This window comes from Polynucleobacter sp. MWH-UH35A, assembly GCF_018687075.1.
Classification (GTDB): domain Bacteria; phylum Pseudomonadota; class Gammaproteobacteria; order Burkholderiales; family Burkholderiaceae; genus Polynucleobacter.
Genome location: NZ_CP061285.1, coordinates 781,953 through 803,951, shown reverse-complemented (window position 1 = coordinate 803,951; position 21,999 = coordinate 781,953). Strand labels below are relative to the sequence as shown.

Sequence of the window (21,999 nt, the reverse complement as noted above, 5' to 3'; positions counted from 1 at the left end):
GAGGATTAGCTGAAGAATTCTTTTGCCAACGCAATTTGTTCTGGCTTCACAAATGCGGGCGCATGACCTACATTCGGGATCTCAATGCTGCGAGCATATGGATTGACTTTGCACATTTCAGCAACGGTTGCCGCTGAGAGCAAGTCTGAATTACTGCCACGTACGATGAGCATCGGAATATGAATTTGCTTAAAAGCATGCCACATCGCCATCTCGCCAGCTTTAGCCATAATGGGATTGACAGATGCAAACGGCACAGAAATATTAGGGTCGTAATGCATGATCCATTTACCCTCCTTCTGAACCAACATAGGTCCGTTATAAATTTCCCACTCTTGCGGAGTATGTTCACCAAAACTAGCGCAAATTTCATTTAAGCGAGTAAGTGCATCTTCACGATTGGCAAAGGCAAATGGTTGGCCAACATAAGAACCCAAACGTTTGATTGCCTCGGGCTGAATTCTAGGGCCCACATCATTAATCAGCATGCGACGTATCGGAGAATTTGGCATGGCGGCATACACCATGCCGATAAGACCACCCATCGACGTGCCAAACCAGTCAACTTGAGTAACATTCAGTTTTTTCACTAAAGCAGCAATGTCTGAAACATACTGTGGCACCGCATAGAGCATGGGATTGCTGAGTCGATCTGAATCACCTCTACCGACAACATCTGGACACACAACGTAATAGTCTTTATACATTGCCTGTGCAAGCGTCTTAAAGTCACTGCCCCGTCTTGTGAGACCATGAACGCAGAGTAATACTTTGTTATTTGGATTTCCCCAAGCGTGATAAGCCATGCGATGTTTCTCATCCCCGCTTGAACACTCTACATAAAAAGTTTCACCATCATGAAACACATTCTCCGCTTGCGTTTCATTGCGAACTTCATGACTAGCGTGATCGTGCTCATGCTCATGACCCTCACCCACCTCCTCAGGTTGTAAAGTGACATGATCAATGCCGTGCTTGTTTAATAGCATTTCGTTGATTCGAGACATGATCTGTGGCCACTCTTGCATATCGGCAATTTCAATATGTCCAATCAATGCCGGAAAGCTTGGCGTCATTTCCCAGACGTGTAAATCATGGACCGCAAGCACACCAGGTGTATTTCTTAAATCAGTACCGACCTGCAGATAGTCAATATGAAGCGGTACACCCTCCATTAGAAAGTGATAGGACTCATGAAGAATCGAAATAGTGGATTTAAGAATCAGCAGTGAGACCAGAATCGAGAGAATTGCGTCAATCGGCATCCAGCCAGTGAGCTGAATTACAACGCCCGCAACCAGTGCAGCAATTGATCCCAATAGATCCCCCATGACATGCACCAGGGCAGCACGTGTATTTACACTCTTCTTGTCGCGAGAAAGCACCCAGGCAACAACAATATTCATCACGAGGCCAATGGCAGCAACTACCGTTACTGTCAGACCATCTACTTTGTGGGGATCATAGAAGCGACTAATCGCCTCAACCACAATCCAGACAACTAAGGCCAACATCGCAATGCTGTTTACAAATGCAGCAAGTGCTTCAGCACGTCCAAAGCCAAAAGAATGCTTTGGAGATGGTGGTCTACGGGAAATAATTTGCGCCAATAAAGCTAGACCTAATGCCGCTGCATCGGTGACCATGTGGCCAGCATCGGATATCAAAGCCAATGAGTTGGCGAAGTACGCTGCAGCACCCTCAATCCCAGAAAAGCCCAAAGTGAGGACTAAGGCGATCAATAGTAAATTTTGATTGGAGACTTGCTTGCTGTGGGTATGCCGAGCATCACCCTTTTTATGAGCATGAAGCGATGGATCAACACCCGAATTCATTTTGGAATTTGAGGGTTTTGAATGAGAAAAATGGAATCCCGACATAGTGATTCCATTATTTCATTCATCTGGATAAATTGCTTAGAAACCCGTTGTATCGACAGGGGCACCTGTCTTAGCGATAACCTCCTCCTTGGTTACGCCCGGAGCAAGTTCAGTGAGCTTCAAACCTTTAGGGGTGATATCCAGAACACATAGGTCAGTAATGATCTGGCTAATGACGCCCACCCCCGTCAAAGGCAATGTGCATTTCGGCAAAATTTTAAGCTCTTCAGTGCCATCCTTTTTCTTGGCAACATGCTCCATCAGCACAACCACATGTTTCACGCCGGCTACCAAGTCCATCGCACCGCCCATGCCCTTAACCATTTTTCCTGGAATCATCCAGTTGGCCAAGTCACCGTGCTCGCTTACCTGCATTGCACCTAAAATGGCAATGTTGATTTTGCCGCCGCGAATCATTCCAAATGAATCAGCAGAAGAGAAAATGGATGAGCCAGGCAAAGTTGTGATGGTTTGCTTGCCAGCATTGATGAGGTCGGCATCAATGGTTTCTTCAGTTGGAAATGGGCCAATGCCTAACAATCCATTTTCAGACTGAAGCCATACTTCCATATCTTTAGGTACATGGTTGGCTACCAAGGTAGGCATGCCAATACCCAAATTCACGTAGTAACCGTCTTTTAATTCTTTAGCAGCACGCGCCGCCATTTCATCTCTTGTCCAAGGCATTTCGATCTTCCTAAGTATTTAGTTCTGTTGCTGTTTTGTTGCTGCACTATTGCTTTAGCGTTCTGGAAATTACGCCTTTGCAGTTAAAGTGCGCTGCTCAATTCGCTTCTCAGGTGATTTATTAATCACAAGACGGTGCACATAAATGCCCGGCGTGTGGATTTCGTCTGGATGCAATTGACCGTTTTCTACGATCTCCTCAACTTCTGCAACCGTAATCTTGCCGGCCATTGCTACAACTGGATTGAAGTTACGTGCGGTGTAGCGATAAACCAAGTTCCCTGACTTGTCTGCTTTCCATGCTTTTACTAAGGAGATATCAGAAACGATTGAGCGCTCCATGATGTATTTCTCACCATCAAATGTTTTCTCTTCTTTGCCATCCGCAACCAATGTACCAACACCAGTCTTGGTATAGAAGGCAGGAATGCCACAACCACCTGCACGTAATTTTTCAGCCAAGGTACCTTGGGGTGTAAATTCCAATTCCAACTCACCTGCCAAGTACTGACGTTCAAATTCTTTGTTTTCACCTACATAAGATGCAACCATCTTTTTTACTTGACGAGAATTAAGCAACAAACCCAAACCAAAACCATCTACGCCAGCGTTATTAGCAATCGCCGTAAGATTTTGAGCGCCCAAATCCTTCACCGCCTGAATCAAAGCCTCGGGAATGCCACAAAGACCAAAGCCACCAACAGCCAATTTCTGTCCGTCTTTTAAGATATCCCGCAAGGCATCTACTGCCGATGGGTAAGTTTTATTCATAACTTTTGTCCTAATATTGCCAAAATGGGTAAAAAAGCAATCATAACGCTTCAGACTCCCTAAACTAGGCGGTCTTGGCACTGAATTGGTTTTTGGCAGTTAGAACTAAACTATTAGGGCTTAAATACCCTATTTTTGAGAAATTTCGGAGAAATTGAATGAATGCTGCTGAACTGGTAGAGCAATTTGGTCCTAGAGACTCCATGGACTATGACTTAGTCATTGTGGGGGGTGGGACTGCGGGCTTATCAGCCGCCATTAAAGCTAAGCAACTGGCCAATGCCTCCGGTAAAGAAATCAGCGTGTGCGTTCTAGAAAAGGGTTCCGAAATCGGCGCTCACATTCTTTCTGGGGCGGTAATGGATCCAAAGGCGCTTACTGAGTTATTTCCCGATTGGAAAGAATTAGGAGCGCCACTAGAAACAGAAGTAACTCAAGATCAGTTTTTATTCTTAACCAGTGATAACTCGCATCAAGTTCCCAATTGGATGCTGCCCCACTGCTTTAAAAATGAAGGCAACTACATTGTTAGTCTTGCAAACGTCACACGTTGGCTCGGTCAACAAGCAGAAAATCTTGGTGTTGAAATTTTTCCCGGTTTTCCTGCGGCAGAAATTCTGTATAACGATCAAGGTGCAGTTTGTGGAGTCATTACTGGTTCCATGGGTTTGGATAAAGAAGGTAACCCAACGGATCAATTTCAACTGGGTATGGAGTTGCGGGGTAAGTACACCCTCTTTGCAGAAGGTTCACGCGGGCATCTCGGCAAACAACTCATCTCTAAATTTGCACTAGATAAAGATGCTGATCCACAAAGCTACGGCATTGGCATTAAAGAGCTCTGGGAGGTAGAACCCTCAAAGAGCAAGCCTGGACTGGTGGTCCACACAGCAGGCTGGCCGTTGGAGAGTGATACCTATGGCGGCTCATTTCTCTATCACCTAGGAGATAACAAGGTCGCAGTTGGTTTAGTAGTTGGACTTTCCTATAAAAATCCTTACCTCTCTCCGTTTGAAGAATTCCAACGCTATAAGTTACATCCCAAGATTCGGGAAACATTTGAAGGCGGTAAACGTATCGCCTATGGTGCCCGCGCACTGACAGCGGGCGGCTTAAACAGTCTGCCTAAGACAGTATTTCCTGGTGGTGCACTCATCGGATGTGACGCAGGCTTCTTAAATGCCTCTCGCATTAAAGGTAGTCATGCGGCCATTAAGACGGGCATGCTTGCTGCAGAAGCAGCAGTAGCGGCCATCAATGAAAATCGCTCCGAAGATGTTTTGTCTGCTTATCCAACTGCATTCCAAAATAGTTGGTTACATACCGAACTCAATCAAGCGCGCAACTTCAAACCATGGATGTCCAAAGGACTCTATCTTGGCACCTTAATGGTGGGATTAGAGCAAAAACTGTTGGGTGGCAATATGCCTTGGACTGTTCATCTAAAACATGCCGATCATGAATGCCTAGAACCGGCCGCTCAACACAAGCCAATTGACTATCCAAAGCCAGATGGCAAGATTACGTTTGATCGCCTCTCATCTGTATTTATCTCTAATACCAATCATGCCGAGAATCAGCCTATTCATTTAACCCTGAAGAATGATTCCGTACCTGTAGATACCAATCTCAAAACCTATGCAGGTCCTGAGCAACGATACTGCCCCGCAGGCGTCTATGAATTTGTGGAAACCGATGGCAAAGCGCGCCTACAAATTAACTCTCAAAACTGCGTGCACTGCAAGACTTGTGATATCAAAGATCCCACGCAAAATATCGTCTGGGTTACACCTGAAGGTGGTGGCGGACCAAACTACGCATCAATGTAAGAAGGTGAAATACAACAAACCCCGGTTAGATGCCGGGGTTTTTCATTCAAAACAAAATTCATTAAATAGCGTTATATTCAAACCATGATGATCCTACACACCATGCTGCGCGTTGGCGACTTAAATCGTTCGATTGATTTCTATACCAAAGTCTTGGGCATGAATTTGCTCCGCACTACCGAGCGCCCTGAGCAAAAGTATTCACTTGCATTTGTCGGCTTTGGCAAAGGCAATGGTGATGGTCAGGCTGAAATTGAGCTTACGTATAACCATGGGGTTCATAGCTATGAGATGGGAACTGCGTATGGTCACATTGCTATTGGTGTTCCTGATGCTTATACCGCATGCACAAAGATTAAAGCAGCAGGCGGTAATGTCACCCGTGAAGCTGGTCCAGTAGCTGGTGGCGATACCATCATTGCATTTGTCACCGATCCTGATGGCTACAAAATAGAGCTCATTCAGCGTTAATCGTGGCCCAGCCCGGTTCATTTCAATTAGAAATACTTGATCGCTTAAGCGATATCCCCTGCCAGAACTGGAATGCCCTACTTCCTACTGATGCAGGACCTTTTTTGCGTCATGAATTTCTCAGTGCGTTAGAAGAAACCAGATGTGTTGGAGGTAATACAGGGTGGCAAGTTGCGCACCTACTCCTAAAAGACCATGACCAACTAATTGGCGCAATGCCTCTGTATTTAAAGCAACACTCTTACGGAGAATTTGTGTTCGATTGGTCATGGGCTCAAGCCTACGAGCAACAAGGCATGGCGTACTTTCCGAAAGCGCTCTGCGCCATCCCATTTACACCTGTCCAAGGCCCTCGAATCCTATGCAATAAAAATAGAGATCATCAGTTGATTGAAGAGAGGTTAATCAAAGGGCTGAAGACTTTAGTAATGCAAAATAATCTGTCTTCAGCGCACATCTTATTTCCCATAACTCTCGAGGCAAATGGCTTTAAGAAGAATGGCTTCATGCTACGTGACTCCGTGCAATTTCATTGGCACAACCAAGGCTTTGAGAATTTCGAGTATTTTCTATCTGCTTTAACAATGAAACGTCGTAAAAATATACGACGTGAGCGCGAACAAGTAGCAAGGGAATCCATTTGCTTTAGACATGTACCAGGAATATTCTCCACTGTTGCCGATTGGGAATTTTTCTATCGCTGCTATGAAAATACATACTTAGAACATCGCTCCAACCCATATCTCAACCTGGCATTTTTTAAGTTATGGGCACAACGCATGCCTGAAAATTTACATTTGATTATTGCGGAGCGTAATGGCAGCCCAATTGCAGCCTCAATGCTAGTGGTAGATGCTGAGAATTCAAAGGCATACGGAAGATATTGGGGTGCTATTGAGCATGTACCCTGCCTACACTTTGAAACTGCTTACTACCAAGCCATTGAATACTGTATTTCTAACAAGATAAAGACCTTTGAAGGAGGCGCACAAGGCGAGCATAAGATGGCGCGCGGATTTCTACCAACCACCATCCAATCTGCTCATTTCATAGCTGATCCGCAGTTTGCCAAAGCTGTACAGCACTTCTTGGATCGAGAGCATCAAGGTATTGGCGCCTATGTAGACGAGCTGGCCGAGCACAGTCCCCTGAAATCAACTAAAGTACAGCTATGAATTCTGGAAGCAACGACCATAAATTAGCCTCGCAAGACGGCTCTCACTCCCTATCTACAGGGGATAACGAGTCCGACTCCCCGTGCATTGGCGTATGCACCACGCTTTACGACGAAATCTGCCAAGGCTGCGGACGCACACTCAATGAAGTGAGCAATTGGGTGTTCTTTTCTGATGACGAAAAAGCGTCAGTATGGAAACGCATTCGTGCAGAAGGCACTGCAACTCGCTTTCAACGACAAGCTAAAGAAAACAAGCCCGCTTAAAGAATTCATGGCGGGCTTGCTAGTGAGCTTGGCGGACTACCCCGTTAGTTCTTGGCTACGCAAATATTCTTCGTAGGTTCCAGAGTAATCTACTACCGTACCATCCATCTTCACCTCTAAGATACGATTAGCCAAAGCGGATACGAATTCACGATCGTGAGAAACAAATATGAGCGTGCCATCGTATTTCTCGAGCGCAATCTGCAAACTCTCAATAGATTCCATATCCATGTGATTGGTCGGCTCATCCATTGCTAACACGTTATATTTTTGGAGCATGAGTTTGCCCCAAATCATTCTGCCCTTTTCGCCACCAGAGAGCACTTTCACGGACTTGCCAATATCATCGCCGGAGAATAATAGGCGGCCTAATGTGCCACGGATCACTTGATCATCATCACCAGTGTTGCGCCAGTTGTTCATCCAATCCATGAGCAACTCGTCTTTTGCAAACAACTCAGTATTGTCTTGAGGCATTACACCAACGTTTGCGTTCTCAGCCCACTTCACATCACCACTATCAACAGCAATGCCTTCGAAGCGCTTGCTCAAAATAGCTTTCAGCAGTGTTGTCTTACCAGCACCGTTTTGACCAATGATGGCAATCTTCTCACCGGCACGCACACCCAGTTTAAAGTTTTTGAAGATCACGCGATCATAGGCTTTAGTAAGTGCATTGCACTCCACCGCCATATTATGAAGCTTCTTTTCATACTCAAAACGTATAAACGGATTTTGGCGAGAAGATGGCTTGACCTCAACAACTTCAATCTTCTCCAGTTGCCGTTGGCGTGAAGTTGCTTGTTTCGCTTTAGAAGCATTTGCAGAGAATCGTGCCACGAACGCCTGTAGTTCAGCAATTTTTTCTTTGGCTTTAGCGTTGTTGCTTAGCTGCTGTGTGCGCGCTTGCACCGATGCCAGCATATAGGAGTCATAGTTTCCTGGGTAAACCTTCAGCGTTCCATAGTCCATATCCGCCATATGTGTGCAGACCTCATTGAGGAAGTGACGATCATGGGAAATGATGACGATGGTGCTCTTAATTTGATTGAGGATGTCCTCAAGCCAATGAATAGAGTGAATATCCAAGTTATTGGTTGGCTCATCCAACAATAGAACGTCTGGGTCAGAGAACAAAGCCTGCGCTAGCAATACACGCAATTTCCAACCGGGCGCCACATTACTCATTGGACCATTGTGCTGCTCGATAGGAATACCAATACCCAATAGCAACTCACCTGCTTTTGCCTCAGCTGTATAACCGCCGTATTCTGCGTACTTGCCCTCAAGCTCAGCAGCCTTCATGTAATCTTCATCAGAAGCATCAGGGTTAGCGTAAATTGCATCACGTTCTGCTGCAGCTTTCCACATCTCTTCGTGACCCATCATCACCACATCGAGTACACGAACATCTTCGTAAGCAAATTGATCTTGACGCAACTTACCCAAACGAATGCCGGGATCCAAACTCACGTTACCGCTAGTTGGCTCAAGTTCGCCACCTAAAATTTTCATGAAGGTAGATTTACCGCAACCGTTCGCGCCGATAAGGCCATAACGATTGCCGCCGCCAAACTTCACGGAAATGTTCTCAAAGAGGGGTTTTGCCCCAAACTGCATGGTGATATTAGATGCTGACAGCACGGATGTTTTCTAGCTTTCTGAAATTCAATAGTTACCCCGATAGGGGGCAAAGACCGTTATTTTAACGGCTTAGAGCGCTTTGTTGGCACTAAGCCATGCCCCTTGCTTAGACTTTGACCCTAAATGGGGTGAAATTCGTATGAATATCGTAGAAATCCTCGTTTTCCTTACGCTTAAGGAAGTTCACGACCCAATAGGTCATAGGAGTGGCCAAGATTTCCCAAGATGTCTTGAGGACGTACTGAGCTAGCGCAACCTGAAGAATTTCATGGGTAGGCCAAATGCCATAGAAAGCCAGCATATAAAAGAATGTCGAGTCGACCATCTCCCCCACTGCCGTCGAACCAATCGCCCTCATCCACAAAAAACGTCCCTGGGTCCAGATTTTCATTTTGGCCAAAACATAACTGTTCGTTAGACTTCCGCACCAAAAAGAGAACATCGAAGCCAAGGCAATACGCCAGGAATTTCCAAAAACAGTTTCGAGACCATGCTGATAGTTCGCCATGTAATCACCAGGCGCCACCGGCAAAGCAATCACAATCTGCGCCATCACCGCGGCAAATGCGAGAGCAGCAAAACCAGCCCACACCGCCCTGCGATCATAAGCATAGCCATAGACCTCGGTTAGGATGTCGCCGAAGAAATAGGCAATGGGAAAGAACAAAATCCCGCCACCAAATGGGACGGATCCAAAATACGGAAGATCAATGACAGCAGCCTTACCAGCGCCAATAAAGTTAGAGCACAACAAAACGACCACAAAGGCGGCCAGAATGAGGTCGTAATAGCGATGGTGGCGTCGAGGCGAGTCCATAAGTCCAGAAAAATGGATAATAGAAACAGAATATCTGCATTCCTGAAAATTCGCAGGAAGCAGGCTAAAAGTGAAGATAAAACGATATAGGATGGCAAAGCAATGAGCAAAAGTAAGGCAAGCTTTAATTGGGCAGACCCCCTGCTACTTGATACCCAGCTTACCGAAGAGGAACGCATGGTTCGAGATGCTGCGGCCGAGTACGCTCAAGGCCGTTTAATGCCTCGCATTCACGATGCTTTTCGCAATGAGACAACCGATCCCGCCATCTTCCGCGAAATGGGTGAATTAGGCCTCTTAGGAATCACGATTCCCGAGCAGTATGGTGGCGCCAATCTGAACTACGTCTCCTACGGTTTAATCGCCCGTGAAATCGAACGCGTGGATTCCGGTTATCGCTCCATGATGAGCGTTCAGTCCTCCTTGGTGATGGTGCCGATTAATGAATTTGGTAGCGAAGCCCAAAAACAAAAGTACCTACCTAAATTAGCCAGTGGTGAATGGATTGGCTGCTTTGGTTTAACTGAACCAAACTACGGCTCTGATGCTGGCGGCATGATTACGAGAGCTAAGAAAGTTCCTGGCGGATTTTCGCTTACCGGATCCAAGATGTGGATCTCCAACTCTCCGATTGCTGATGTGTTTGTGGTTTGGGCGAAAAATGATGAAGGCATTATTCGCGGCTACATTCTTGAAAAAGGGATGAAAGGCTTAAGCGCACCAAAGATCAGCGGCAAGATGGGTCTAAGAGCTTCCATCACTGGCGAAATTGTGATGGATGAAGTATTTGTTCCAGCCGAAAATGAATTTCCTGAAATTGAAGGCCTCAAAGGCCCCTTCACTTGCTTAAATTCTGCGCGCTATGGGATTGCCTGGGGCGCATTAGGCGCTGCTGAATGGTGCTGGTACGCTGCCCGTCAATACACCATGGATCGCAAACAATTTGGTAAGCCTCTAGCTAGCAATCAATTGATCCAGAAAAAATTGGCCGATATGCAAACTGAAATTGCATTGGGATTGCAAGGATGTTTACGTTTAGGTCGCATGAAAGACGAAGGGATTGCCGCTCCAGAGATCACTTCCATCATGAAACGTAACTCTTGCGGCAAGTCTTTAGATATTGCTCGCATGGCGCGTGATATGCACGGCGGTAACGGCATTTCAGATGAGTACGGCGTTGTGCGTCACATGTTGAACCTTGAGGTAGTAAATACTTATGAAGGAACTCATGATATTCATGCCTTGATTCTCGGTCGTGCACAAACAGGAATTCAAGCGTTTAGCTAAATAAAGATAGCTAGGCATTACAAAAGCCCTTGAATGCATACTCAAGGGCTTTTTTATGTGCAATTACTGATCGCCGCCCTCAGCACTTTTCTTAATAAATAAACGGGCAAAAAATATGACCATGCCGATCATAAAAAGAATAACCGCCAAACTTAATTGACCTGCAAACGATCCAAATAGCTCAACTAACATTTTCATTTTTCATCCTCCAGTGGTTTCACTATAGGATCTTTAAAAAAAGATTATTTGATTAACATCAAAAAGATCGCTTAGATTGCTGGGTAAAGTTGCTTTCTTAAACTATCGATTACGAACACATTGACCGGAATACCTGCGCCAACACTTGATGAAACAGTGCAAAACTCCTGAAACTGAGCCAAGACTCTATCTAGATTCTCCAAAGACTCCCCAGGCACGCCAACATGTATCTCAACGCGTATCGACAAAATTCGGAGGCGATTCTGCTCATTGCGTCCTATTTCGCAAGTAGCTAAAGTCTCTATAGGCTCAGGAGCTTGTTTGAATTTTCTTAAAGCAAAAAGCAACGAGTCCGATAAACAATTGGCAACCGCAGCAATTAGTAATTGCGAAGGGGTTGCCCCCTCCGATTTCCCCAGGGGTGGCGGCTCATCACCCATGATAGGAGCTTTTTCCTCGCTATAAAATATTGCAAACTGATAATCCGCTTGCTGCTTAAGTCTTACGGTTGGATTTCCACTCATGATGATGTCCTTTATTTATTAGTTCATTTACTCAAATTCGATTGGCTCTGGTTTAGCAATTGGGTTACCCGCCTGAGCCCACGCATCAAATCCACCGGCAATTGATTGAATGTTCATATATCCCATGTCATGCAGTGCCTTTGATGCTAATGCAGCCCTACCGCTATTTTTACAGTAGAGCACTATTTTGAGATCCCGAGAGCTTAAATTTGGATCATTGCTTAACTTGAATTCAAGTAAACCTCGAGACATATGAATGGCCCCAGGGATATGTCCATTTGCATATTCATCCGCTTCGCGCACATCCAATAACACGTCAGCACCCTGAATAGCATGGGGTGCATCCCCGATAGAAACCTCATTTATTGACAATTTAGCCTGAGCAACCAAATCATGAGCTGTTTTCATGTGCTTTCCTTTTAAATAATATTCATATATTATATTTTATTATATAATGTCATAGAACGCTCATGTTAGAAATTGCTTAATCAGATCAACCAAGAATAGAACTAATAAAGTAACAGCATGTACATAACAGCTTACCTCCATTAAAGGAGGCATCATGAATACAATATCTGCCCCTTTTCAAGAGCATGAATATGAAAAAACGATTCATGAGCTTAACCAAGAAATTGTGCGGCTCGCCTTTGCCTTAAATTTAGATCTTTCTGATCACGAAAATTTACATCAGTTTTTACTTGCCGATATCGATCGCAATCACGATCATTTTCATAAGCGCGAGACACTTAAGGGGCTAATTGTTCTAAGAGGTCAAATATGCATGCAGCTTCGGGAGGCTGGTATTACACCTCTACCCGGTCCGATTGACGAAAAGATTTATCAGATGTTGCAAGTACATCGAACACTGTAATTAATTAATCCATATTTAAGGGAACGCAATATATGTTGATTAAGTGCCCAAGCTGCCATAAATTTAATCGCCTACCATTGGAACGGATTAATCAAAATCCAGTATGTGGAGTTTGTAAAGCAGGTTTATTGTTAGGCCCTATTGATGCAGACCAAGCAAGCCTTAAAGAAATCCTCAGTTATAGCAACCTACCTGTTGTAGTAGATTTCTGGGCGCCTTGGTGCGGGCCATGCAAGATGTTTGCCCCAACTTTTGAAGCTAGCGCAAAAAAATATGGCGAACAGGTTCTTCACATTAAATTAGACACTGAAGCCCAACCAGTTATTGCTCAAGAATTTTCTATCCGCTCCATACCCACCTTAGCGGCATTTAAAAATGGAGTTGAGATTAAGCGTATTACCGGCGCACTGCCAACTTCACAACTGAATCAATTTATTCTGAGCCTTTTTTAATCAAAACAATCAACGTTAAATATATTGAATCTTATTTTGCAATATTTAGGGGATCAAGTACATGGATAAGAAATTAGGCTTATCAGGCCGATTCGCTAAATTCTTTCAAAGCGCGCAGATAACTCCTCTTCTGGCTATTCTTGCATTATTACTTGGTCTATTCGCCATTATCGTAACGCCACGTGAGGAGGAGCCGCAAATCAATGTCACGATGGCTAATGTCATCATCCCCTTCCCCGGCGCAACCGCAAAAAATGTGGAGGAAATGGTATCCATACCAGCGGAGCAAGTTCTATCTCAAATTGCAGGGATAGAGCATGTGATGTCTATGTCGCAAACAGGTTTATCAGTCATTACAGTTCAATTCAAAGTTGGCGTACCGAGAACTGAAGCATTAGTCCGCTTGCATGATACTGTCGCCGCTAACTCTGACTGGCTACCAAAGGGTCTTGGAGTGATGCCAGCGATTATTAAGCCAAAGGGAATCGATGACGTACCAATCCTATCGCTCACACTATTTTCAAATAATCCCTCGATAAGTGCATTCGAACTGGAAAAAATTGCCAATAAAGTAGAGATAGACTTAAAAAGAGTTAAGGGGGCACGCGAGGTCACCACGATAGGAGGCCCAGGGCGGGCTGTTCGGATTGAAGTGAATCCCGAAAAAATGGCTATCAAGGGTGTAACGATTCCAGAGTTAAGAATGGCACTAGAGACAGCTAACCTAGGAATGCCTGTAGGTGATCTACTAACAGAGCAAGGTAGGATTGCAATCGAAACCGGCCCTTTTCTGAAAAGCTTGGAAGATGTCCAATCAATTGCTCTAGGAGTTCGTCAAGGCAATCCAATTTACATGAGAGATGTGGCCGCAGTAGTTGAGGGCCCCATTCAAAATCAGCGCTTAGTCTGGCATGCCGACGCTAAAAGCAAATCTTCAATAGACCATCCAGCAGTTACTATTTCAGTCACCAAAAAGCCTGGTGAAAACGCTGTTGAGGTATCAAACCAAGTTATATCCCAAATTAATGCACTGAAATCCACTTTGATACCGAAAGATATTGAGATTGCAGTATCTCGAAATTATGGCGAAACTGCAGACGAAAAAGCTACAAAGCTAATTCAAAAATTAATCTTCGCTACCCTATCCGTGGTTGCACTAATATTCTTCGCCTTAGGACGAAGAGAAGCATTAATTGTTGGTTCCGCAGTTGTACTCACTTTAGCGACCACCTTATTTGCCTCTTGGGCCTGGGGCTTCACGATTAATCGCGTTTCTCTTTTCGCTCTAATATTTTCTATTGGAATCTTGGTTGATGACGCAATTGTGGTGGTAGAAAATATTCACCGCCATCAATTGCTTTACCCAAAGAAAAACTTAAAGGAAATTATTCCTGGTGCAGTTGACGAAGTGGGTGGCCCCACTATATTGGCCACCCTCACAGTAATCGCCGCGCTTTTACCGATGGCCTTTATTAGCGGGTTAATGGGTCCATACATGAGCCCAATTCCGATTAACTCCAGCATGGGGATGCTGCTATCGCTTGCAATCGCATTTATGGTAACCCCATGGATGGCGAGACTCTGGCTGCCAAAGCATTCAGATTTAAAAAACACTCATTTTAATCTTGCGGATTGGATCGGTCCAAAATTTAAAAAGGTATTTGAACCGCTGCTTAACGATCAATACGGCAAAAGAAATCGCAAGCTACTTTCAATAGGAGTAATTGGAGCAATTTTAATTTCCCTTTCGCTCCCCATATTTGGATTGGTCGTACTGAAAATGTTGCCATTTGATAACAAATCTGAATTTCAGGTCATTCTTAATATGCCACCTAATACCAAGATAGAAAAAACATCTGATGTATTGCGTGAAATGGGGGCTACTTTAGCAAAAGCCCCAGAAGTGAGCAGCTACCAAGTGTATGCAGGAACAGCAGCACCCATTAACTTTAATGGCCTGGTGCGTCAGTATTATTTTCGGCAGAGCCCCGCTCTAGGCGATATTCAAGTAAATCTCATTGATAAGCACCATCGCTCAGATCAAAGCCACAAAATTGCAAGTCGTTTGCGCCCAGAGCTACAAGACATCGCTAAACAATATGACGCCAATGTAAAGGTGGTTGAAGTCCCCCCAGGGCCCCCTGTACTCTCACCTATTGTTGCCGAAATATATGGCCCTACGGCTGATGGTAGATTCAATATTAGCAAGTCAGTAAGGTCTGCCTTCGAAAAGACCGATGGCATCGTCGATATTGATGACAGCAGCGTGGCAAAAGCGCCCAAAAAATTCCTTGTAGTGGATCGGCGCAAAGCCAGTCTAATGGGGATATCACAACAGGCTATTGTGACAACTTTAAGAGCCGGGCTTGCTGGCGAGGATGCCGCTTATATCCATGATCAATCAAAGTATCCTGCCCCAACACAAATCAGACTGCCACTAGACCAGCAAGATTCACTTGATAGCCTATTGAAGCTTACAATTAAAAGCTCTCAACGAGAGGCTGTACCCCTGAGTCAGCTAGTCTCTATCGTTGATGGGGATAGGGAGCAAGTTATTTACCGCAAAGATCTCTTGCCCGTAAGCTATGTCGTTGGCGACACAGCAGGAAAAATCGACAGTCCTTTGTATGGCTTATTTAAGACAAGGGAATTTGTAAGCGCCATAAAGGATTCTCAAGGAAACCCTGTAGAAGAATACTTCACCAAGGCACCATCCAACCCCTATCAGCACTACGCAATTAAGTGGGATGGCGAGTGGCAAGTAACTTATGAGACCTTTCGCGATATGGGGGCTGCTTATGCTGTGGGCCTAATACTCATCTACCTTTTGGTAGTTGCCCACTTTGGTTCCTATCTCACCCCATTAATTATCATGGCGCCAATACCTCTAACCATTATTGGTGTAATGCCGGGGCATGCACTTTTGGGTGCGCAATTTACCGCAACCTCAATGATAGGCATGATTGCCTTGGCGGGGATTATTGTGCGAAATTCAATATTGCTGGTTGATTTTATTAATCTACAGGTTCGAGGCGGCATGGAATTCAAAGATGCAGTTGTAAACGCTGCCATTACCAGAGCGCAACCGATTGCCTTAACTGGACTTGCCGCTATGCTCGGTGCATTTTTTATCTTAGATGATCCAATTTTTAATGGGCTAGCCATTTCATTGATTTTTGGCATTCTTGTATCTACCGCACTCACTTTAGTAGTGATCCCACTCCTCTACTACTCTGCATACTCCTCACGCAGAAAAATCCCTCAATAAATCCATTAAATATATAGGAAAAATATCATGCAAAGTGGAATAACTAAATGGTGCCTTATGGAAACAATTGTCCGAAAACTAGGCATTAAGGCTGGCGCATAACACCATAGGTTAAATATGAAACTAAGTCTTATTAAACCCCTAGTAACAGCTGCAATAGCTCTGCTAACAATTTCGATCCACCCCGCAATGGCAACCAGCCTAATGGAAGTTTGGAAAGAGGCACAAAATCGAGACCCGGAGTTTATAGCTAGCCGTTATGAACAAATGGCTGGTGAAAAAAGACGTGACCAAGGAACCTCTCTATGGCTACCAAGCATTAACTTAAATGCCCTTACTGGCAGCATGAGCTATAACACCTCAACGACTGGCGCTCAGTTTTACGCCCCAGGAATGGGCACTATCAACGGTGCCAACTTTAATACCTCTGTTAATAATGGTTTTGTTAATCGCTATACGATTGGTGCAACACAGTCGATTTATAACCGAGAGCGGTTAGCTCAAAGTCGTCAACTTAACCTTTCCGCAGATGCCTCAAATCTAGGTGCACAAGCAGCACACCAAAACTTAATTCTATTGGTAGCGGAGCGTTACTTTGATGTGCTAAGCGCTGAAGAAGCAGTCCGATTGGCTAAAAAACAAGAATTCGCAATTGCCAACACACGCCAGCAAATTGAAAAGCGCTTTAAGCTCGGTGATGCAACCCAAACCGATATGCAAGAGGCGAATGAGAGGCTGGATACAATTAAAGTTCATGCTTTAGATGCCGCAACCAATCTGGCAGTGAAAAAACTTGCTTTACAGGATTTATTTGGAAGTCCAGTAGTAGTAGATAAGCTAAGAATTGCTCTAAATGTAGATGGTCTAAACCTATCCAATATTGAAACCTATATTGCAAAACTAAAATCACAAAATATTCAACTGCAATTGCTTTTAGTCCAAGAGAAAGTTGCAAAAGAAGAAGCAGAAAAATATGGCGCTATTTCCTCTCCGAAGTTAGATGCTGTGGCTCAAACTTCCAAGGATAAGCTTAATGGGTCTGGTGATTTTGGACCATCAAGCAATACGGCCACGAATAATTACTTGGTAGGCCTGCAATTGTCTATCCCCCTATATACCGGTGGGTACCGTTCGGCAAAACAAGAAGAGGCGCTGCTACTAATAGAAAAAACCAAGGCTGAATACGCTAAATCAGAACAAAATTTAGAGAGAATCTTGAGAGCTCTCTGGTATTCTATGAGTAACGCCAAGGCAAAGCTTAGCGCCCTTTCAAGCGCACAAAAGACGGGCCTTGCAAGACTAAACTCTACTCGGGATGGCTATGCTAACGGTTCTCGCACCACAATGGAGTTATTGGGCGCCGAAAGCGATCTGATTGCCACCGATTACGCGCTCTACATGGAGAAAGTAAATTATTTTCTAAATAGATTGCGCCTTGCTGCCATTACCGGAGAGATAACAGAACAAGATCTATCGCAAACCAATGCATATCTTAATTGATTGGTTCATCGGGTAACTTAGATTTAGATCAGAGACGCTCTTAATATTGCCTTTGCAGCGCGTTCAAAAGCTTGATTGCTATCACTCTCTAGCTGCACAAACTTTTCTTCTTTGTAACGGGGAAAATTTCGTACGATAGATGATTGATATGAAGGGTCGTAATGCTTTACTAAAAGCTCCTCAACAAGTTCCGGAAAAAGACCAGCATCGATTGCTTCATTCCATTTAGCAATCTGCGCTTTTCCATAATGCGCAGTTAGCAATGCCAGTTTACGTTTGAAATTATCCGTATCAGTTAAGAAGTGATGGTACTCACGAATTAGCCAAGACACTCGTGTTTGTGTGCTCGATCTCAATTCAATACAAGACCCATTACGAATTTTTTCCATCAAGGCATCAGGCACGTGTAATCCCCCCACCTTCTTGCTTTCGGACTCCACAAATACTGGCTTAGCGGGATCAAGCGAACGCAATGCATTCCATAGAGCAGTTTCAAATCCCTTTTGCGATGGCTGATCCTCATTGGGCTCGTTACCAAGCACTGAGCCGCGATGCACTGCCAACCCTTCCAAATCAAGGATCTGGGCCCCCAATGCACCAATTTCTTGTAGTACCCGCGTTTTACCGCTTCCAGTCATTCCGCAAATGACCTGAAAGGAAAACTGATTGGCTGCTTGATCTAACCCGCTAATCACAGTACGACGAAAGGTTTGATAACCTCCCTCGAGTTGTTTAGCCTTCCAACCAATCCGATTCAAAATATGGGTAAAGGCACCGCTACGTTCACCACCACGCCAGCAGTAGATTAATGGACGCCATTCACGAGGCAAGTCCAGGAAATGATTTTCAAGATGAGTGGCAATGTTTTTAGAGACTAATGCTGCGCCGAGCTTCTTGGCTGCAAAGGGAGAAACTTGTTTGTAGAGCGTTCCAATTTTGGCGCGCTCTTCATTATCAAGAACTGGGTAATTGACCGCACCAGGAATGTGATCTAAAGCAAACTCAGCCTGAGATCTCACATCAATCACGAGATCAAATTGATCTAGTTCAGATAAAAATTGATCGACTCTTAAGATATGAGGATTGCTGGGTTGCACGATAGACTAGCGCAACTTTTGCAAAATATGCTCAGGCCAAGGGGCCGACTTATTGGTAGTGAGGTCTACCCACACCATTGTGGCCCCGCCAATAGCCGCCTCGACTTCAGGCGAGGTAGTTAAAGCCATGCTGGTATAGACATCCAAACTGGTTCTACCGATGGCGCCAATGGAGGTCTTTAATATCAATTCACCTGGGAACGAAAGTTGTTGATAAAAATTACAGAAGCCATTGAGCATCAGCATAGATTCGCGACCCGGCGCAACCTCGTAGCCCATGCCAGTAATCCATTCGCACCGAGCCTGCTCCATGTAACGAAAGTACACGGTGTTATTGACATGACCATACGCATCCATATCACCCCAACGAATAGGCATGATCATTTCATGAACCAGCTTTCGTTCTTCGGGAATAGTGATACGCATGGTTTAGCGAGCGCTCTTTAAATTAGCCCAGTTGCAATACAAGCTGGTACAAATTAGTTGAACGCGCACCAGAGCGACAGAAGGCCAGAATGGGTCCTGGTAAAGTTTTCAAGAGGCGCGCCATCTCCTGAACTTGATCTGGAGTAATTGCACCCGATACCACTGGCAAGTACACATAATTCAAACCCAATTTTTCTGCTTCAGATTGAATGGCGGCGTTCAAAGGCTGGCTCGGGCCACCCTCACCGTCAGGACGGTTGTTAATCACGCTCTTATAGCCTTGTTTGGCAATTTCAGCCAAATGACTTGGTTCGATCTGACCGAGAGTGCCAAACTGTGCGTTATGGCAAGAAATAGGAAGACTCATAAAACCCTCTACATTGAATAAATAGCAATAGAGTTAATTCTAAATCAGAGTCAACTCACTGGCTTGGTTTGCTTTTATGGGCAGTGAAAAAGCGCTCACAGATCTCCATGCCGGCTAACATTGCAACCACGAATACCAAGGCCTTCAGGTGGCCAGCGCCCAGGGCAACCAGAGCTGGACCTGGACAAAAGCCAGCGATCCCCCAGCCAGCCCCAAAAATCAAACTACCAATAAGCAATGGTTTAGTAATATCAGCACTCTTGGGGATATGTAGTGCACCACCAAAAAAAGCTTCCGTTCTTTTGCTGGCAACATAAAACCCGGCTAAGCCCACAATCACAGCACCCACCATTACAAACATTAATGAAGGATCCCAGTTGCCGGCTAAATCTAAAAATCCTAATATTTTTTGTGGGTTGCTCATGCCAGAAATAATCAAGCCCCAGCCAAAAAGCACGCCAATTGCATATTGACCAAGGATGTTGAAATGTTTTCTCATCTCAAACCCCAATCACGTGGCGAAGCACAAAAACAGTAATAAAACCTGCGCTCATAAAAGAGAGTGTGGCAACCAATGAACGTGGTGATAGACGTGAAAGGCCACAGATACCATGGCCACTGGTACAGCCCGAGCCATATTGAGCTCCAAAGCCAACCAGAAGGCCAGCAATCACAATTGCCATCCAATCTGCCTCAATTTCTACAACTGGAAATATCCCGAAAAATAACGCTGCTAGAAAAGGTGCAGATATCAAACCAAAAACAAGAGCAACACGCCAAGCTGAATCTGTTAATTTCGGGTGCAATAAACCAGAAACAATTCCGCTGATACCCAAAATACGACCATGCAATAAAACATACAAGGCGGCTGCAAGTCCAAGAATCATCCCTCCTAGCAGCGAAGGTACGGGGGTAAAAGACATCCAATCAATTTGCATTATTTATTCGTTCGTCTTTGAAAATTAACTACAAGGGTTAGGAGCAAGGCGTATCTGCAGATAACGTAGACCTAAATAAGCTCCAAAAATAAATCCAGGCAAAGCTAATAGCGAGCCAAGCGCTAGCGTTGAAATGCCACTCAAGCCCTGCCCCACCGTACAACCTAGGGCCGTCACACCACCAAAGCCCATGAGCGCCGCACCAACTAAATGATTAGCAGTATCTTCGGTATTACGAAACGATTCCCAACGAAATGTTTTAGTCGCAATCGAAACCGCCGCAGAACCCAAAATCATCCCCAACACAGCGACAATGCCTAGTGTGAGCACTTTGGATGTGTCGCTGTACATCATCAACCAATCCAAAGAGTAAGCATAGGGAGCAACAAACGATAGGCTTTCCATGCGACCAGAATTCGTAACTAAAAATACTTCTTCCAAAGTGTTTGGATCTTCGGCGACATAACCCAAATTGCCCGATACCCACCAAACAGCACAAATCGCCAACCCAACGGCACTACCTGCAAATAGGTTTTCAGCAGTCCAAAATGTTTTGCTAGCTAAAGCATAGGCAATAAATGCTGCGCCAATGATTAAACCAAGAGCTAGATGGAGCTGTGGTCGAGCAACTCCAAGAGGTGCACTCAATAAACTAGGCAGATCTTGAGGTGTATTCAAGGCAATAAATATCGTATCCAAAGTATTGATGCGAACTACGCCCAAGAATCCACGCATCGTCATATAAGCAGTGAGGCCCAGAACCATAAACACCACAATGGACTTCAAGTTGCCGCCACCAATACGGATCAACGTTTTACTGCCACATCCTGAAGCTAAAACCATCCCCAGACCAAACAAAATACTTCCAACAATTGTGGAGAGCCATAAAAATTTATTGCCAGTGTAAAAACTTTTAAGCGGGTCTATTAAGCCCATGTAAGACATTAATGTGAAACCAACAATCGCAACACCGATAGCCAGAAACCATTGTTTTAAACGATCCCAGCTTGACATAATGAATATGTCAGAAACAGCGCCCATGCTGCAAAAACCTGTTTTTTGCATCACTGCACCAAGAAAAAAGGTTATGGCAAAAGTTGCCCAAAGAACCGATTTACTTAAAGAATTGATATCAACAACATCCATGGCGAGTTTTTTGAAAGATTAAGGTTTAAATTTGTAAAACTGTTGATTGAGGAAGGCCGTGACATCTGCTTCATCCTCTGGAAATAGATCAAGACGGAGCTCAGTATTACAAAGTGCAACCATCTTCTTTAAATTAGCCAAAGACTTTACTTTGCTATCCGAACGGGTATAAATCATGTCCCCATTACCAAACCCACTTTTCTTTGCGTGACAGGAATAGCACTTTTGCTGGTCAATAGTTTTGCCATTGGCCAAATCTGGGCTGGCCAGAACAGGCAGATTCATCAGCGTACCGAATGCGGTAGCAAGCAGGAATCGAAGAAAAATCATTTTCATTACAAATCAAGGATTTAGCATTAATCCTCTATTTTAAGGCCCAATGGCT

Annotated in this window: 25 protein-coding genes; 10 read left to right on the top strand and 15 right to left on the bottom strand. The window is 44.6% G+C overall.

Annotated elements, in window-relative coordinates; genetic code table 11:
• Positions 1-5: 5 nt before the first annotated feature.
• From ICV36_RS10300 to ICV36_RS04250, 3 genes are all read right to left on the bottom strand, one after another.
• Entirely contained in the window at positions 6-1,835 is a 1,830-nt protein-coding gene (locus ICV36_RS10300; RefSeq protein ID WP_215401353.1) for an alpha/beta fold hydrolase, read from the bottom strand.
• A gap of 81 nt (positions 1,836-1,916) precedes the next feature.
• Complete coding sequence (locus ICV36_RS04255) at positions 1,917-2,567, bottom strand: CoA transferase subunit B (protein ID WP_068321494.1); 651 nt, start codon at positions 2,565-2,567, stop codon at positions 1,917-1,919.
• Positions 2,568-2,636: 69 nt separating this feature from the next.
• Complete coding sequence (locus ICV36_RS04250; RefSeq protein WP_215401352.1) at positions 2,637-3,338, bottom strand: CoA transferase subunit A; 702 nt, start codon at positions 3,336-3,338, stop codon at positions 2,637-2,639.
• A 158-nt stretch (positions 3,339-3,496) separates the two neighbouring features.
• On the opposite strand from ICV36_RS04250, the gene ICV36_RS04245 reads away from it, so the two are divergent.
• The 4 genes from ICV36_RS04245 (at position 3,497) to ICV36_RS04230 (ending at position 7,079) form a co-directional block, all read left to right on the top strand.
• On the top strand, positions 3,497-5,167 hold the full coding sequence (locus ICV36_RS04245; RefSeq protein ID WP_215401351.1) for an electron transfer flavoprotein-ubiquinone oxidoreductase: 1,671 nt from the start codon (positions 3,497-3,499) through the stop codon (positions 5,165-5,167).
• Positions 5,168-5,251: 84 nt separating this feature from the next.
• The gene (gloA, locus tag ICV36_RS04240; RefSeq protein ID WP_215401350.1) at positions 5,252-5,638 is read left to right on the top strand and encodes a lactoylglutathione lyase; all 387 of its coding nucleotides are present in this window, start codon (positions 5,252-5,254) and stop codon (positions 5,636-5,638) included.
• The gene (locus tag ICV36_RS04235; protein ID WP_371743216.1) at positions 5,638-6,813 is read left to right on the top strand and encodes a GNAT family N-acetyltransferase; all 1,176 of its coding nucleotides are present in this window, start codon (positions 5,638-5,640) and stop codon (positions 6,811-6,813) included. Before gloA ends, ICV36_RS04235 begins: the two co-directional genes overlap by 1 nt.
• Positions 6,810-7,079: a DUF1289 domain-containing protein gene (locus ICV36_RS04230; RefSeq protein WP_215401348.1), complete on the top strand. Its 270-nt coding sequence runs from the start codon at positions 6,810-6,812 to the stop codon at positions 7,077-7,079. The genes ICV36_RS04235 and ICV36_RS04230 overlap by 4 nt, the downstream gene beginning before the upstream one ends.
• 36 nt (positions 7,080-7,115) lie before the next feature.
• Here ICV36_RS04230 and ICV36_RS04225 read toward each other — a convergent pair whose 3' ends face one another.
• On the bottom strand, positions 7,116-8,723 hold the full coding sequence (locus ICV36_RS04225) for an ABC-F family ATPase (RefSeq protein ID WP_215401347.1): 1,608 nt from the start codon (positions 8,721-8,723) through the stop codon (positions 7,116-7,118).
• A gap of 106 nt (positions 8,724-8,829) precedes the next feature.
• Positions 8,830-9,540, bottom strand: coding sequence for a queuosine precursor transporter (locus ICV36_RS04220; RefSeq protein ID WP_215401346.1), 711 nt, complete (start codon positions 9,538-9,540; stop codon positions 8,830-8,832).
• Between the two features lie 102 nt (positions 9,541-9,642).
• Between ICV36_RS04220 and ICV36_RS04215 the strand changes: the two genes are divergently transcribed.
• Positions 9,643-10,827 (top strand): acyl-CoA dehydrogenase, encoded by a 1,185-nt coding sequence (locus tag ICV36_RS04215; protein ID WP_215401345.1) that lies wholly within the window; start codon positions 9,643-9,645, stop codon positions 10,825-10,827.
• 63 nt (positions 10,828-10,890) lie between these two features.
• Here ICV36_RS04215 and ICV36_RS04210 read toward each other — a convergent pair whose 3' ends face one another.
• The 3 genes from ICV36_RS04210 to ICV36_RS04200 form a co-directional block, all read right to left on the bottom strand.
• Positions 10,891-11,025: a DUF3149 domain-containing protein gene (locus ICV36_RS04210; RefSeq protein WP_215360034.1), complete on the bottom strand. Its 135-nt coding sequence runs from the start codon at positions 11,023-11,025 to the stop codon at positions 10,891-10,893.
• Between the two features lie 71 nt (positions 11,026-11,096).
• The gene (locus ICV36_RS04205; RefSeq protein ID WP_215401344.1) at positions 11,097-11,549 is read right to left on the bottom strand and encodes an OsmC family protein; all 453 of its coding nucleotides are present in this window, start codon (positions 11,547-11,549) and stop codon (positions 11,097-11,099) included.
• Positions 11,550-11,576: 27 nt separating this feature from the next.
• Entirely contained in the window at positions 11,577-11,957 is a 381-nt protein-coding gene (locus tag ICV36_RS04200) for a rhodanese-like domain-containing protein (protein ID WP_215401343.1), read from the bottom strand.
• Positions 11,958-12,111: 154 nt separating this feature from the next.
• Here ICV36_RS04200 and ICV36_RS04195 point away from each other — a divergent pair, with 154 nt between their 5' ends.
• From ICV36_RS04195 to ICV36_RS04180, 4 genes are all read left to right on the top strand, one after another.
• Positions 12,112-12,420 carry a hypothetical protein gene (locus ICV36_RS04195; RefSeq protein ID WP_215401342.1) on the top strand — a complete coding sequence of 103 codons (309 nt, stop codon included), beginning with the start codon at positions 12,112-12,114 and terminating at the stop codon, positions 12,418-12,420.
• A 32-nt stretch (positions 12,421-12,452) separates the two neighbouring features.
• Entirely contained in the window at positions 12,453-12,872 is a 420-nt protein-coding gene (gene trxC, locus ICV36_RS04190) for a thioredoxin TrxC (protein WP_215401341.1), read from the top strand.
• A gap of 61 nt (positions 12,873-12,933) precedes the next feature.
• A complete protein-coding gene (locus ICV36_RS04185; RefSeq protein ID WP_215401340.1) occupies positions 12,934-16,140 on the top strand; it encodes an efflux RND transporter permease subunit in 3,207 nt (1,068 codons plus the stop codon).
• Between the two features lie 117 nt (positions 16,141-16,257).
• Positions 16,258-17,640 carry a TolC family protein gene (locus ICV36_RS04180; RefSeq protein WP_215401339.1) on the top strand — a complete coding sequence of 461 codons (1,383 nt, stop codon included), beginning with the start codon at positions 16,258-16,260 and terminating at the stop codon, positions 17,638-17,640.
• A 23-nt stretch (positions 17,641-17,663) separates the two neighbouring features.
• Here ICV36_RS04180 and mnmH read toward each other — a convergent pair whose 3' ends face one another.
• Genes mnmH through ICV36_RS04150 form a run of 6 tightly spaced genes read right to left on the bottom strand, consistent with a single transcriptional unit; the run spans position 17,664 to position 21,482 of the window.
• Entirely contained in the window at positions 17,664-18,737 is a 1,074-nt protein-coding gene (mnmH, locus tag ICV36_RS04175; RefSeq protein WP_215401338.1) for a tRNA 2-selenouridine(34) synthase MnmH, read from the bottom strand.
• A gap of 6 nt (positions 18,738-18,743) precedes the next feature.
• Positions 18,744-19,163, bottom strand: a complete 420-nt coding sequence (locus ICV36_RS04170) for a thioesterase family protein (RefSeq protein ID WP_215401337.1) — start codon at positions 19,161-19,163, stop codon at positions 18,744-18,746.
• Between the two features lie 22 nt (positions 19,164-19,185).
• A complete protein-coding gene (locus ICV36_RS04165; RefSeq protein ID WP_215401336.1) occupies positions 19,186-19,530 on the bottom strand; it encodes a TIGR01244 family sulfur transferase in 345 nt (114 codons plus the stop codon).
• Positions 19,531-19,585: 55 nt separating this feature from the next.
• Positions 19,586-20,029: a YeeE/YedE family protein gene (locus tag ICV36_RS04160; protein ID WP_215401335.1), complete on the bottom strand. Its 444-nt coding sequence runs from the start codon at positions 20,027-20,029 to the stop codon at positions 19,586-19,588.
• Between the two features lies 1 nt (position 20,030).
• Positions 20,031-20,468 carry a YeeE/YedE family protein gene (locus ICV36_RS04155; protein WP_215401334.1) on the bottom strand — a complete coding sequence of 146 codons (438 nt, stop codon included), beginning with the start codon at positions 20,466-20,468 and terminating at the stop codon, positions 20,031-20,033.
• Between the two features lie 24 nt (positions 20,469-20,492).
• Positions 20,493-21,482, bottom strand: coding sequence for a YeeE/YedE family protein (locus ICV36_RS04150; protein ID WP_251375080.1), 990 nt, complete (start codon positions 21,480-21,482; stop codon positions 20,493-20,495).
• A gap of 7 nt (positions 21,483-21,489) precedes the next feature.
• Between ICV36_RS04150 and ICV36_RS10220 the strand changes: the two genes are divergently transcribed.
• Positions 21,490-21,636, top strand: a complete 147-nt coding sequence (locus ICV36_RS10220) for a hypothetical protein (protein WP_251375079.1) — start codon at positions 21,490-21,492, stop codon at positions 21,634-21,636.
• On the opposite strand, the gene ICV36_RS04145 is transcribed toward ICV36_RS10220, so the two are convergent.
• Entirely contained in the window at positions 21,633-21,950 is a 318-nt protein-coding gene (locus ICV36_RS04145) for a hypothetical protein (RefSeq protein WP_251375077.1), read from the bottom strand. The genes ICV36_RS10220 and ICV36_RS04145 overlap by 4 nt on opposite strands.
• Between the last annotated feature and the right edge of the window lie 49 nt (positions 21,951-21,999).